Source organism: Bradyrhizobium ingae (genome assembly GCF_055791185.1).
Window position 1 is genome coordinate 148,902 of the sequence record NZ_JBVUBB010000012.1, and the last position, 12,811, is coordinate 161,712.

Annotated in this window: 17 protein-coding genes; 8 read left to right on the forward strand and 9 right to left on the reverse strand. The window is 63.5% G+C overall.

The window, feature by feature from the left end:
* Positions 1–76 precede the first annotated feature (76 nt).
* The 3 genes from recA to ACV1FX_RS19675 all read right to left on the reverse strand — a co-directional run bounded on the left by recA (position 77) and on the right by ACV1FX_RS19675 (position 3,090).
* Positions 77–1,165 carry a recombinase RecA gene (gene recA, locus ACV1FX_RS19665; protein WP_473119200.1) on the reverse strand — a complete coding sequence of 363 codons (1,089 nt, stop codon included), beginning with the start codon at positions 1,163–1,165 and terminating at the stop codon, positions 77–79.
* Between the two features lie 1,195 nt (positions 1,166–2,360).
* The gene (locus ACV1FX_RS19670) at positions 2,361–2,630 is read right to left on the reverse strand and encodes a hypothetical protein (protein ID WP_473119201.1); all 270 of its coding nucleotides are present in this window, start codon (positions 2,628–2,630) and stop codon (positions 2,361–2,363) included.
* 289 nt (positions 2,631–2,919) lie between these two features.
* Positions 2,920–3,090 carry a hypothetical protein gene (locus ACV1FX_RS19675; protein ID WP_473119202.1) on the reverse strand — a complete coding sequence of 57 codons (171 nt, stop codon included), beginning with the start codon at positions 3,088–3,090 and terminating at the stop codon, positions 2,920–2,922.
* Between the two features lie 280 nt (positions 3,091–3,370).
* Here ACV1FX_RS19675 and ACV1FX_RS19680 point away from each other — a divergent pair, with 280 nt between their 5' ends.
* Positions 3,371–3,559 (forward strand): hypothetical protein, encoded by a 189-nt coding sequence (locus ACV1FX_RS19680; RefSeq protein WP_473119203.1) that lies wholly within the window; start codon positions 3,371–3,373, stop codon positions 3,557–3,559.
* A 159-nt stretch (positions 3,560–3,718) separates the two neighbouring features.
* On the opposite strand, the gene ACV1FX_RS19685 is transcribed toward ACV1FX_RS19680, so the two are convergent.
* Positions 3,719–4,027 carry a lysozyme inhibitor LprI family protein gene (locus ACV1FX_RS19685; protein WP_473119204.1) on the reverse strand — a complete coding sequence of 103 codons (309 nt, stop codon included), beginning with the start codon at positions 4,025–4,027 and terminating at the stop codon, positions 3,719–3,721.
* A 355-nt stretch (positions 4,028–4,382) separates the two neighbouring features.
* Here ACV1FX_RS19685 and ACV1FX_RS19690 point away from each other — a divergent pair, with 355 nt between their 5' ends.
* Positions 4,383–4,847 carry a PaaI family thioesterase gene (locus tag ACV1FX_RS19690; RefSeq protein WP_473119205.1) on the forward strand — a complete coding sequence of 155 codons (465 nt, stop codon included), beginning with the start codon at positions 4,383–4,385 and terminating at the stop codon, positions 4,845–4,847.
* Here the strand turns inward: ACV1FX_RS19690 and ACV1FX_RS19695 are convergent, their stop codons facing one another.
* Positions 4,848–5,141 (reverse strand): HdeA/HdeB family chaperone, encoded by a 294-nt coding sequence (locus ACV1FX_RS19695; RefSeq protein WP_473119206.1) that lies wholly within the window; start codon positions 5,139–5,141, stop codon positions 4,848–4,850. It lies immediately after the preceding gene.
* A gap of 198 nt (positions 5,142–5,339) precedes the next feature.
* On the opposite strand from ACV1FX_RS19695, the gene ACV1FX_RS19700 reads away from it, so the two are divergent.
* The gene (locus ACV1FX_RS19700) at positions 5,340–5,582 is read left to right on the forward strand and encodes a PilZ domain-containing protein (RefSeq protein WP_473119207.1); all 243 of its coding nucleotides are present in this window, start codon (positions 5,340–5,342) and stop codon (positions 5,580–5,582) included.
* A 51-nt stretch (positions 5,583–5,633) separates the two neighbouring features.
* Here ACV1FX_RS19700 and ACV1FX_RS19705 read toward each other — a convergent pair whose 3' ends face one another.
* Together ACV1FX_RS19705 and ACV1FX_RS19710 are read right to left on the reverse strand one after the other, a co-directional pair.
* Positions 5,634–7,619 (reverse strand): pyrroloquinoline quinone-dependent dehydrogenase, encoded by a 1,986-nt coding sequence (locus ACV1FX_RS19705; RefSeq protein WP_473119245.1) that lies wholly within the window; start codon positions 7,617–7,619, stop codon positions 5,634–5,636.
* A gap of 57 nt (positions 7,620–7,676) precedes the next feature.
* Positions 7,677–7,907 carry a hypothetical protein gene (locus ACV1FX_RS19710; RefSeq protein ID WP_473119208.1) on the reverse strand — a complete coding sequence of 77 codons (231 nt, stop codon included), beginning with the start codon at positions 7,905–7,907 and terminating at the stop codon, positions 7,677–7,679.
* A 156-nt stretch (positions 7,908–8,063) separates the two neighbouring features.
* Between ACV1FX_RS19710 and ACV1FX_RS19715 the strand changes: the two genes are divergently transcribed.
* From ACV1FX_RS19715 to ACV1FX_RS19725, 3 genes are all read left to right on the forward strand, one after another.
* Positions 8,064–8,468, forward strand: coding sequence for a hypothetical protein (locus ACV1FX_RS19715; protein WP_473119209.1), 405 nt, complete (start codon positions 8,064–8,066; stop codon positions 8,466–8,468).
* Positions 8,469–8,603: 135 nt separating this feature from the next.
* Entirely contained in the window at positions 8,604–8,930 is a 327-nt protein-coding gene (locus tag ACV1FX_RS19720) for a hypothetical protein (RefSeq protein WP_473119210.1), read from the forward strand.
* A gap of 257 nt (positions 8,931–9,187) precedes the next feature.
* Positions 9,188–10,378, forward strand: coding sequence for a GNAT family N-acetyltransferase (locus ACV1FX_RS19725; RefSeq protein ID WP_473119211.1), 1,191 nt, complete (start codon positions 9,188–9,190; stop codon positions 10,376–10,378).
* A 5-nt stretch (positions 10,379–10,383) separates the two neighbouring features.
* Here the strand turns inward: ACV1FX_RS19725 and ACV1FX_RS19730 are convergent, their stop codons facing one another.
* Together ACV1FX_RS19730 and ACV1FX_RS19735 are read right to left on the reverse strand one after the other, a co-directional pair.
* Entirely contained in the window at positions 10,384–11,049 is a 666-nt protein-coding gene (locus ACV1FX_RS19730) for a DsbA family oxidoreductase (RefSeq protein ID WP_473119246.1), read from the reverse strand.
* 84 nt (positions 11,050–11,133) lie between these two features.
* A complete protein-coding gene (locus ACV1FX_RS19735; RefSeq protein WP_473119212.1) occupies positions 11,134–11,955 on the reverse strand; it encodes a helix-turn-helix domain-containing protein in 822 nt (273 codons plus the stop codon).
* A gap of 101 nt (positions 11,956–12,056) precedes the next feature.
* On the opposite strand from ACV1FX_RS19735, the gene ACV1FX_RS19740 reads away from it, so the two are divergent.
* Both ACV1FX_RS19740 and ACV1FX_RS19745 read left to right on the forward strand, forming a co-directional pair.
* Complete coding sequence (locus ACV1FX_RS19740) at positions 12,057–12,287, forward strand: hypothetical protein (RefSeq protein WP_473119213.1); 231 nt, start codon at positions 12,057–12,059, stop codon at positions 12,285–12,287.
* Between the two features lie 33 nt (positions 12,288–12,320).
* Positions 12,321–12,719: a hypothetical protein gene (locus tag ACV1FX_RS19745; RefSeq protein WP_473119214.1), complete on the forward strand. Its 399-nt coding sequence runs from the start codon at positions 12,321–12,323 to the stop codon at positions 12,717–12,719.
* The last annotated feature ends 92 nt before the right edge of the window (positions 12,720–12,811 follow it).

Here is a 12,811-nt window from a genome sequence, read left to right on the forward strand (position 1 = left end):
CGAAACGGGCACCGAAGACGTCGGCAACTCAACGTCCTCAGCGCCCGCTCCTCGCGAAACTCTATTCGGCTAAGCGCTACTCCTCCGTCGGCTCCTCGCCGTCGGCGTCGCGCTCGGGATTGCCGGCGAGAATCTGCTCGGCGATCAGGCCGGAGTTCTGGCGGATCGCCATTTCGATCTTGGCGGTGACGTCAGGGTTGGCCTTCAGGAACGCCTTGGAGTTTTCGCGGCCCTGGCCGAGGCGCTGGCTGTCATAGGAGAACCAGGCGCCGGACTTCTCGACGATGCCGGCCTTGACGCCGAGATCGAGGATCTCGCCCATCTTGGAGACGCCCTCGCCGTACATGATGTCGAACTCGACCTGCTTGAAGGGCGGCGCCAGCTTGTTCTTCACGACCTTCACGCGCGTGGTGTTGCCGACGACCTCGTCGCGCTCCTTGATCGCCCCGATGCGGCGGATGTCGAGGCGGACGGAGGCGTAGAACTTCAGCGCGTTGCCGCCGGTCGTGGTTTCCGGCGAGCCGTACATCACGCCGATCTTCATGCGGATCTGGTTGATGAAGATCACCATGGTGTTGGACTTGTTGATGGAGGCCGTCAGCTTGCGCAGCGCCTGGCTCATCAACCGCGCCTGGAGACCGGGCAGCGATTCACCCATCTCGCCTTCAAGCTCGGCCTTCGGCACGAGTGCTGCGACCGAATCGATCACCATCACATCCACCGCGCCCGAGCGCACCAGCGTGTCGCAGATTTCCAGTGCCTGCTCGCCGGTGTCGGGCTGCGAGATCAGGAGATCGTCGATGTTGACCCCCAACTTGCGCGCATAGACCGGATCGAGCGCGTGCTCCGCGTCGATGAAGGCGCAGATGCCGCCCTTCTTCTGCGCTTCCGCCACCGTGTGCAGCGCCAGCGTGGTCTTGCCCGAGGATTCCGGCCCGTAGATCTCGACGATGCGCCCCTTGGGCAGACCGCCGATGCCGAGCGCGATATCGAGCCCGAGCGAGCCGGACGACACCGCCTCGATGTCCATCGAACGGTCGCTCTTGCCGAGCTTCATCACCGAACCCTTGCCGAACTGGCGCTCGATCTGAGAGAGCGCGGCAGCCAGGGCTTTACTCTTGTCCATGGAAGATCCTTCGACGATACGCAGGGCAGTGGCGGACATCTGATCGTGCTCCTTATGGCGGGGATTCGGCGTTGCTACAAACGATTGGCGAGGCGGCTCGGCGATAAAAGTACCGTACACCGTTTGTTCCAGGTTCGCAATATGTTCTTTTTCCCGTCTGGGGACGATCCGTATTTAACCCCCCGTGTCGTAAGCCGATTTTCGGCGTGTCCTAATTCGTTCTTCACCCGCCAAGCTCTGTTCATGACCGCTGTTCGCGGTTGCCACCATTAGGCCAAGTTCTGTTCATGCCTCCGATGAACTAGACGCTCCCGCCTAGTCCAAACGAGGTAGCCTGTTTCGTATAGGGAACAATTAGCCTGGTTGCGCGTCGTTTTGGGCCCCCAGCCGAAAGGTGCCCCCCCGACTGCTGGAGGAAAACCCTATCAAGCGGGTTGGCGGCCCCCCGTTGGGGCCGTTTAAATTCAAGAAGATAAGGCCGCCTCAGTTGGCGGCCGCTTTCGTCTCATGACGTCCAACCACCCGGCGGCGGGCGCCGCGCAAGGCCAAGACGGTTTGGGGCTCTCACCAAGATGCGTGAAAACAACCCCATGCAAAGTAGCCGGCCATGAAACGAGCCCACGAAACGGGCCCATGAAACGGGCAAGGCCGCCTCGTCCGGCGGCCTCTTCTCGTCCCGCGTGCCGGCCTACAGCACGGCCAACAGAATGAGTCCCACGACCAGCACAACAAACCCCATCGCCGTCGCAGCGGCGAATGATCGCTCTACATTATCCATATGCCACCCCTGATCGGCGGGCCACGTTCCCCCATGGCGTCGCCGAACGCGCTGAGTCTCCTCAATCGCTGTGTCGTAATTTCTGCGAGTGGGTGTCGGAATTGGGACGGGATTGGTCCCTGAGATGGCAACGCGACCTGTCCGCATTCAGGCTCGAAGAGCCGATCGCCGAGGCCGGCCTGTAAGCTCCTTGTAAGCTGCGCGGGTTAACCTCGCTTGGCTACGGTGTTGCAGCCCAGCACCTCAGCCTCCAATAACCTTCTGCCCCGCCCGGCTCTCCCCTGGCGGGGTTTTTTTCGAGGTGCTCAATCCCAGAGTTGGCGCGCCAGCCGCAGCGAGAAGGATCTCATCGAAGGTATGGCCAGAAGGACGACTGGCAACGCCGAGGCCCATGCGATCAGCCCGAACGCGAATACGAAATGGCTGCAGCGATGGAGCAAGGCACTTGCCGCAGGCTCATCTCATCGCGCGATGCGAGCCGGGCGTCAGCGGCGGCGCAGCGGATGGATCGCCGCCACAGCCTGACGGCTGTTTCGACAGTCCCTCGAAGCGCCAGAAGGTGATCACACTGGTCTCGCCGCATTGCTCGCAAGCAAGCGTCTCCTCGCCGAGGCTGTAGCGCCCGCGCCTGAAGACCGCAGGTGATGCCGGCTGCCTGCAATGCGGACAAACCAGCGAAAAATTTCGCGCATCCCAGCGCAACACGAGGTTACGAAGCCAGCCCACGTCATCCTCTTTACGAGGTAGAGTTTCTTACGAGGTCAAGTTGGCGAGTACAATATATTGAAACCTGGCGTTGTCATGTGCGACCAAAGACGTTGTCATCATGGAACTAACGGCCAGTCCCATCAGCGTGTTTTTCGCAGAAGGCCGTCAGGCAGTTTGCTTTCGCGTATGGCATTTTGCGCGCCATCGCTTTCACACAGCATAACGTTCATGAAAAAAGGCGCGTGGAACCCGTGGTTCTCCGGCCATGAACAAAGTTCCTGCTCGGCCGTGACCGGGCAACGCTCGGTCAATTCGGATAGTTGCTCCGCCCGCCGTCCCTGTCGTGCATTTGAAGTATGCGGACGAAATCCGCCATGCTCGAACGGTCGTCGCCCTCGCTTGCGCGCAGGTTGTAGCCGTCTGTCTCGGGTCGGCCGCGCTGCCAGACCCGCTTGAGGAGGTCGACGATAACTTTCATGGAATCCGAACGCGTTGCCGCGCCCGCCGAGGTTTGAGCCGAATACTCTGGGTGAATTCTTGCCGAACCAATGCGTGAGTCGCAGACTGGTTCCTTATCGCCTGCCGGAATTTGCCCGCCCGTTTGCGGGGGACGCCTTTCGCTGCGTCACTTCGGCTGCTCGCGCGGATGATGATTTCGTTGCATTGTCCGCGACTTAGCGGCAAAATTTCATGGGCAGCGGGAATATTATGACGTTCAACATGTTACGTTAATCATAGGTGAATCGTGGAGGTAGGCCATGAATCACAGGGGCATCGAGTTCACTGTGGCCAAGACGGCGACGCAAGGCGTCTGGCAATGGCAATTCCGCATCGGTGAAACGGTCAAGACCGGCAAGACCGAGACCAAGATCGATCTCCTTGCCATCCGTCGCGTGCAGTTGCGTATCGACCGGGAACTCAAGGCTATCGATCGCAAGACGGCGTGAGCCGATCGTGACGATTATCATCGGGCCGGCCTTGCGCCGGCGCGCCATCCGGTCGGCAAGATCCCGCGGGCGAAACACCATGCCGAAACTCCTTCAAGCCCCTGCCCCTCGAATATAGGGAGATTGGAGGCCGAAGAGGAGTCCGGCTGGTCGTAGCACTCAGTTGGCGGTCGACCCGGTCTTGGGCTTCTTGGCCGCGGCAGAGGCCTTCGGCGCGGCTGCGGTCTTTGGCGCAGCAGTCTTGGCTGGATCGGAGCGCATGGCGCCCCAGGGATCGCTGGAGGCCTTGGCGTCCGGAATCTTCTTAATCGTCTCCTTGTAGCGCTGATCGCGCTCGGCATCGGCCGCCTTCTCCTCGTCCGTCTTGCTCGGCGCATCCTGCAACATATTGATATGAGGCATCGCATCCTGCGCGTAGACCGGCCCGGCGATCACAGCCAGCAGCGCCGCTATACGGAAAACCTTCATTACGTCACTCCTCGATATCGATGGGTCGAGCCGGCGGGTCGTCAGCGGAGACGCCGCTTGCCCGCGCGACGGGCTAGAAACGGTCGGATTTGCAGGATTTGGGCGATTGCAGCCAATCGTCCCAGATCGGGCCGCATTTGGTGCACCCGCCCAGCGCAAGGCCGAGCAGCCCCAAGCAAAACACCAAGACAAATCGCCGCAACATCATCCACCCTGTTCCCAGGCGCGGCATCATAGGGGGCCAAGTCGGGCATTTTCAAGCCGGGGCGGAAGCCCAGGATGAGGTGACTTTGCCGTGCCGGGCCGTGCCGGGCAGAATGGCCGAAACATCGGGCAACAGAAGGGAAACGGAATCATGCCAGCGCAGCCAACGACCGAATTCGACATCGAGGAGGCGAGGCGCGTGCTGGGCGACGTGTTCGCACCATGGGTTCAGGATCTCGGCCTGTCGGTCGAGCGCATCGACCATGAACCGCCGCCGAACGATACGGACTGGCAGCCAGGCGCGGTGCTGCGCATGGCGTTCTCGGAGCGGCTGTGCCGCAGCGGCGGCGTGGTCTGCGGCCAGGCCCTGATGGCGCTCGCCGACACCTCCATGGTGATCGCGATCCTCGCCGCCAATCGCGGCTATCGGCCGATGACGACCGTCGACCAGACCACGCACTTCATGCGCGCGGTCTCGTCGTCGGACGTCCTGGCGGATGCGAAGGTGGTGCGGCTCGGACGCACCATGAGCTTTGGTCGCGTCATGCTGCTCTCCGCCACCGACAACAAGCCGGTGGCGATGGTCTCGAGCGCGTTTGCGATGCTGCCAGGCTAACTACTTGCCCAGCACTTCGTCGGCGGCGGTGACGATGCTCACGTTCGGATTCTTTCCGCAATAGATCCCGAACTGCTTGGCGTTCTCGACGAACACGTCGGTGTCGATGATCGCGTTGTCCTCGTCACCCTTGTACCAGCCATCCATCCAGGTCAGCACCATCTTGATGGTGTCGTCGCCGCTCTCGATGAACTGCTTGCAGCTCATGGTGGCGAGATCGAGCTTGGCAGCGTTGGCGGGAGCCGATGACAGCGCGAGGGCGGCAGCGAACAAAATCGAAATCGTGGTCTTCATCAATATCTCCATTGGCGAGGGGCGCCGCAATTGATCAGCCTCGAGGCGAGGCCGTGGGAAGCGCGAGCACAACGTTCGCGCCGCCGCGCATTGTCGTAAACGAAGTATGAAGCGGGCCGCAAGCACGACGTATATTGAATTTAGTTCGATGTAATTTCTGTGCCGTAATTTACGCACTCGCAATTTGGATTAACGGACATGATTGAGAAGCGTGCAGCGCAGCGACATCGGGTTTTCAAGGGTGCGACGATCACCTTTGAAAGCCGCGGCGTTGCGTGCACGGTGCGGAATTTATCGAGCGAAGGCGCTGCAATCGACCTCGACGGCCGCGTTTTGCTGCCGACGTCTTTTACTCTGTCGATCTCCAGCGATCAATTCGCGCGCAAGTGCCGCACCGTGTGGCGCAACGACAAACGCCTCGGTCTCGCCTTCGAGCAATAGCTCGCGGCGTGTGAACCGCGGTTCGCAAAACGCGTCTTTCGCGCCTGGCGACTAGACCGTTCTGCGGCGACTCACGCGCCAGCGGAAGCCGGCGATGGCGAGTGCGATCACCGCGAGCAGCAGCACGGCGACCGCCGCCCAGAACCGGCCGCCGGGACGATCGAGCGTGCGCACCAACAACGGGGGCGACTCCCCTGCCCGCGCCAGGCGGAACGCGACCACGCTGTCACCGATCGACGTGCCGCCTTCCGAATGGCCGCCGGCACCGATCGCGACATATTGCTCGCCCTTCCAGAGATAGGTCATGGGATTGGCAACGCCGGGCACGGGCAGCCGGCCCTGCCACAGCTCGCGCCCGCTTTTCGCATCGAAGGCGCGCAGGTAAGCATCCATCGCGCCGGTAAAGACGAGACCGCCCGCAGTGATCGCAACGCCGTTGACGAGGGGCGTGCCCCACGCAAACGGCAGGCCGAGTGGCGCGAGATCCTCGGTGGTGCCGACGGTGGAGCGCCAGAGGATCTTGCCGGCCTTGAGGTCGACCGCGACCATCTCGCCCCATGGCGGCTTGACGCAGATCAGCCCCATCGGCGACATCACGACCGAACGCGACATCGCAAACGGCGCGCCCTGCTGCTGACCGAAATCATGGCCCGGCGGCGGATTGAAGCCGGCCGCATCCGCGCGCGGGATCAGTTTGATGAGATGCGCAACCCGGCTGGTGTTGGCATAGAGGATCTGGTTGACGGGATCGAACGCCGCGCTGCCCCAGTTCACGCCGCCGCCGGTGAACGGAAATTCCAGCGTGCCCTGCGTCGAGGGCGGCGTGAACAGGCCCTCGTTGCGTGCCGCCGCGAATTGCCCCTTGCAGGCGGAGCCCATGCCGGGGATCAGCGAGAAGGTATCGTCCGCCGAAATGGCCTGCTGCGTCAGCGCCGGCACATGGGTCGGGAACGGCTGCGTCGGCGACAGCTTTTCGCCGTCCGCCGCGTCTTGCGGAACGCTGCGCTCCTCGACCGGCCACACCGGCTTTCCGCTGTCGCGGTCGAGCACGAAGACGAAGCCGTGCTTGGTCGGCTGGATCACGACGTCGCGCTGACCCTCGCCGGTGTCGATGCGCGCGAGCGTCGGCTGCGCCGGCAGGTCGTAATCCCAGACATCGTGATGCACGGCCTGGAATGACCATGCGATTTCGCCGGTCTCGATGCGCAGGGCCACGACCGAATTGGCGTGCTCGTTGTTGCCCGGACGTTTGCCGCCCCAGAAATCCGGCGACGGCGAGGAGGTCGGCAGGACCAGCAGCCCGCGCGCCTCATCAACCGACATCGGCGCCCAGACGTTGGCGTGACCTGCCTCGATGCCGTCGCGCTTCAGAGGCTCAAAGCTCCAGCGCGGCTGGCCGCTGCGTGCGTCGAACGCGCGCACCGTGCCCGCCGGCGCGTTGACGCGCCGGTTGTCGCCGATCGCAGAGCCGACCACGACGACGCCGCGCCCGACCGCGGGTGGCGAAGTGATCTGGAATTCGCCGGGCCATTCCAGCTTCATGCCGACGTCGATCCTGACCTCGCCCTTGTCGCCGAAACCGGCGCAGGGAATTCCGGTCTTCGCATCGAGTGCGATCAGTCGCACATCGTTGGTGCCCATGAAGATGCGGGCGTGGCACGCAGCATTCGCCGGCGCCTGGTCGTCCACCCAATAGGTGACGCCGCGACAGACGAAGCGGTTTGCGGGGCGATAATCGGTGCGGATCTTCGGATCGTAGCGCCACTTCTCGGCGCCCGTGCCGGGATCGAGCGCGATCACCTCGTTGAAGGGCGAGCAGAAGACCAGGCTGTCCTCGACGAACAAGGGCGTTGCCTCGAACTTCGTCCGCTTCATCACCTCGCCCGGGCGCGTCACGAGATCGCCGGTGTGATATTCGAAGGCGCGAACGAGATTGCCGACATTGTCGGGCGTGATCTGCTTCAACGCTGAATATTTTTGACCACCGGCGTCGCCGCCCCAGAACTCCCAGCCGAAGGCGGGAGCCAGCCCGTGCATCAGGACCGCAAACAGGCCGGCCAGATGACGCAGGCGGATCATGGCGCTGGCCCGGCGCTATTTTGGCTTCTTGGCAGGCTCGGTCTGGCGCGCTCCGCCCCACGGGTCGTATTTCTCCTTGGGATCGGGAATGCGCTCGAGGGCCGCTTTGTAAGCCTTCTCGTCGACCTCGGGAGCTTTCTTCTCGGTCTTCGGACCGTCGCTGCCTTGGCGCCGGCCGCCCATCTGGGCCTGGGCAGGCGCGGCAACGAATGCGAGCACGGTCACCACGACGACTAAAATCCTCATGCGTCAATTCCTCCCACCTGGCGTACCAGCCTAGCCTGCATTGCCTTATAGGCAAATCCCGCCGGCCCTTCGGTCCCGCTCAGCAATTGTTGATCGAGGGGGACTTCGATCGGCCGTCTTCGTCCCCATTTGTCGGGACGCAGGGGATCTTCACGGATGCTACGGATCGTTACTCATGCGGCACTGCTCGCCGGCGCGCTGGCGCTCGGCGCGTGCGGCTTTGCCGACAGCCGCGCACCGGTGCCCGAGTTCATGCGGATGAAGGACGCCGAGCAGCCGCCTCCCGAACCAGCACCCGATGTCAAGAAAATCGTTCGCGAGCAACTCGACGTCGTCTTCATGGCGGCGTCTTATCCGCGCGAGGTGCAGGTCGCCCCGCCCCATCACGAAGTCCGCGGGCTGGGCTGGACCTCCTGCGTCCGCGCGCAGCTCACCTCGGCAACTGGCACCGCGCTCGGCACCCAGACCTACATCGTGACCATCAGCGGCGACAAGATCGTCGATCGGCGACGCGCAGAAGCCGACGACATCTGCGGATCCGAAACCTACGAGCCTATCTAGGGGACGCTTCGCCTTTCCAGGCACTATGTTCCCTGGAACATCAGTCGTGTTCCGGGAAAAACCCGCAAAGGCGACCGGAACGAATGCCTGCGCCCATTCTTGTCACCCCGAGGGCAGTTGCCACGGAGAAGACTGATGAGGACAACGATGATTGCGTTGCTGGCAGGCGTCGGGGCCCTGGCTGCGACAGGAGTCGCGAAGGCTGCCGACATCTACACGACCAGTGAATACACCAATCCCGATCTCGCGCAGCAGGTGCGCCTCGTCTGTGACGACACCGGTCGCTGCTATCATACCCACAGCGGGGCCCGGGTGATCATCCGCGATCGCGATTCCTACAACTACATGCCGCGCGATCGCTATTACGAGCGCCGCACCTATCGCGACTACGACCGGCCGCGCGCCGGCGTCGGCTTTAGCGCGCCGGGCGTCAGCGTCGGCATCGGCGAGGATCGCTACTAGTTCCATCGCATGGAATCGGAAACGACCGGACGACGCTGTCGCCCGGTCGTTTTCGATTCATTGGCTGACAGTGCCCGCCAGGCCACCAGGAACGGGGCGACATCCGGTGCTTGCCCCCGGATGGTCAACAGGACGTTAACACTACCGTTCGAATTGACGGCTTGCGCCAACCGTATTTTCCAATCTTTGCGCTAAGCATGAGCCCGTGACGCGGTTCGGGCGAAGGCCCGGCCAGCGTGAACGGGGAACGACGGGACGTGGTCGATATTACACATCGAGCTGCGATCAGGAGCGCATCCGCAGGCGATGCCACGGCTCCGCGCGTGCATTCCCTCTCGGAAAGCGCATCGCTTGTCCCCCTTGCATCAGTCGACCTCGGGCAATGGCGGACGCTGAGCGCGAGAGCGATCGAGCCGAACGCCTATTATGTGCCGCCATGGGAGCTCGCCGTCAGCGCGACCGCCCGCGGCCGCACCGGCGCAATGACACTGCGCGCGATCGATGCGTCGAGGCAACTGATCGGGCTGATGCCGGTCGTCCCGCTTTGGCGCGCCTGGAAAATCCCCCTGCCCGCGCTGGTGAGCGCGCACCCGTACGGCACACTGTGCAGCCCGCTGCTCGATCGTGACACGGCGAGCGAAGCCGCTGCGCGCCTGCTCGACCAGGCGCGTGATGCCGGAGCCCACGCATTGATCCTGCGCGACGTCGCGCTCGATGGCGCAGCGATGAGATCGCTGACTGCAATTTCGACAGGCGACGGATTGAAGCCGCGCGTGCTGGGCTCGTACATGCGCGCCAGTCTCGATGCGACGCAGGATGGCGATCGGCTGCTGCGCGAGGCCCTCGGGGCGAAGAAGCTCAAGGAGCTGCGGCGCCAGCGGCATCGGCTCGAAGAGCACGGTCGCGTCTCATTCGATGTCGCGCGCACGCCCGACGAGGTCAGGCTGGCGCTCGAAACATTCCTGCAGATCGAGGCCAGCGGCTGGAAAGGCAAGCGCGGCACCGCGCTGATCCGGCACGCAGGCGATGCCACCTTCATTCGCCGCGCCGCGCCCGCGCTCGCCGAAACCGGTCAATGCGAGATCATCAGCCTGCGCGCTGGGGAAACGCCGGTTGCCACGGGCATCGTGCTGCGCCATCAGGATCGCGCGTTCTTCTTCAAGCTCGGCATCGACGAGAGCTTTGCAAAATATTCGCCGGGCGTGCAGCTCACGGTCGAGCTGACGCGCCATCTCTGTGCGGATCCGTCCATCGCCAATGCGGATTCCACCGCAGGCGCCGATCACCCCATGATCAACCCGATCTGGCGCGGCCGCTTTGCCATCGGTGACGTGCTGATCCCGCTGAGGCGGAACGACCCGATGGTGGCGCTGATCCACGCCGCGCTGGTTGCGCGGAAAGCCGCGCTGGACGCTGCGCGGCGGGCCGTTCGCCTGCTCCGCAGCTAGAGTGCCTACTCCGCTGCCTGCGCGTTGATCTCCTCCGACACCTGACGGATCGCGCGCGCGAGCAGGTTCGGATCCTGCGCGCCCGACACGGCGTATTTCTGCGCGAAGACATAAGTCGGCACACCCGAGATGCCCTTCTCGGCGGCCTCCTGAGCCTGCGCCGAGATCAGCGCGACGTCCTCGTCGCTGGCAAGCCGCCGTCGCACGTCGTCGGCATTGAGCCCGACATCGGCCGCCGCCTGCACCAGCACGTTGACGTCGGTGAGATCGCCGCCGTCGCGGAAATAGAGCTCCATCAGCCGCTGCTTCATCTCGGGCGCCTTGCCGGCAGCCTCGGCCCAGTGGATCAGCCGATGGCAGTCGATCGTGTTGGGCTGACGCTGCACGAGATCGGGCCGATAGGTCAGCCCCTCCTCGGCCGCGGCCGCAACGACGCGGCCAGCAATACCCTTATAGGCCTCGACCGAGCCGAACTTCTTAGTCAGATATTCCTCGCGGCTGATGCCCTCGCGAGGCACCCAGGGATTGAGGAAGTAGGGACGAAAGTTGACCTCGACCGGCACGTCCGGCACCAGTGCGAGCGCATTCTCGATCCGGCGCTTGCCGATATAGCACCAGGGGCACACCACGTCGGAGACGACGTCGATCTGAAGCGGTTTCAGCGTGCTCATGTTCGGTGAGCTCATTGGCAATCTCCTTCGGCGAACCTTTGGTTCCACCGCAAGATAAGCCGAACGAGGCCCCAGGCAAGGGCGTTAGCCCATTTTGGCCGCCATCTGCTTCAGCCGCTCGGCAGTGCGCTCATCCGCCGGAAAGAACGTCTCCAGCGCCAGCTCCGACAGCGTGATATCGACGGGCGTACCGAACACCATGGTGGTGGAGAAGAAACTTAGTATCTCGCCCTCATGCCGCAGCTTGAAGGGGATCGCGACATTGTCGTGCGAGAGCGGCGCCGAGCGCGCCGGAATCGGATAGCTCTTCAGATCATTGTAGAGCTTGATCAATTCAGGATCGGCTGTCGCCTCGCATTGCCGGTGCAGCCGCTCCAGGAGATGCCCGCACCATTCGGCGAGATTGACGGTGCGCGGCGCGAGCGCCTCGGGATGGAAGGCGAGCCGCAGCACGTTGAAGGGCTGGCCGAGCAGCCGCTGCGGAATGCCGTCAAGCAGCGGCGCCACCATGCGGTTGGCGGAGACCAGATTCCAGTGCCGGTCATAGGCGAGCGCCGGGTTCGGCTCATGCGCCCTGAGAACGAGGTCGATCGCCTGGCGGGCTGACTTCAAGGCCGGATCCTCCAGCGAGCGCTGCGGAAAGGCCGGCGCATAACCGGCCGAAACCAGCAGCACGTTGCGTTCGCGCAAGGGAACATCGAGCCGCTCGGCGAGCTTCAACACCATCTCGCGCGAGGGCGACGCGCGGCCGGTCTCGACGAAACTCAAATGCCGGGCCGAGATCTCCGCTTCGCCCGCAAGATCGAGCTGGCTCATGCGCCGGCGCTGCCGCCATTCGCGCAAGTGATCGCCGATATGGATGGGTTGAGCGCGCTCGGCCTGCGTCGTCGATGCATGTGCGTTCATGGTCAAAAACCTAGCATGCGGATTTCGTCCCTTCCATTACGTCAGAGGTAATCGAATTAGGCAGGGCCGTGGCTCATCTTCCCGGGCAACAGGAGACGACCATGATTGCGCTGCTCCTCTACCGGACCGTTGCCGACACGTTGCTGCCCTGGGCGTTGAAGTTTGCAACCCGACTACTCGCGCGCAGCCTCAACATGCCGGAACCGCTGGTGAATTCGACCGGCGACTTCGTCGTCGCACAGGTGCTGGCCTTCGAGCACAGCGTCGGAAAAAGCCTCTGCCCATTCCGCCTCGCACGCGCCATTCGCGCCTTCTGGCGCGCGCTGCACTGATCTGCCCCCCAAGCCCACAAAAGGAGAACGACCATGATCTTCGCCTCCACCTTGCTGCGCCGTGCACTGCTCGCTGACGCGATCTTCAGCGCCGTCTCGGCCGTCGGCCTCGCCCTCGGCGCCGGTGTCTTCGCCTCGCTCTTCAATCTGCCCGAGACGCTGCTGCGGGAGACCGGCCTGTTCCTGATTGCCTATGCGGCACTGGTCGGATGGCTCGCCTCGCGCAGCTCGGTGCCGAAAGCGCTCGTCATCCTCGTCGTGATCGGCAACGCCATCTGGACGGTTGCAAGCATCGCGCTGCTGTTCTCCGGCGCGGTGTCGCCGAACGTCGCAGGCGAACTCGTGGTCGTCGCCCAGGCAATCGCGACCGGCGTGTTCGCGGAATTGCAGTACGTGGGGTTGCGCAGGAGTGTGGGTGCTGTGGCGGCGTGATCAACGCTATTGCCGCGCAAATGCGTCGTCGCCCGGCTCAACCGGGCGACCCACTGTTCCAGAGACAGTTGTGATTGAACCGAAAAGCCGCG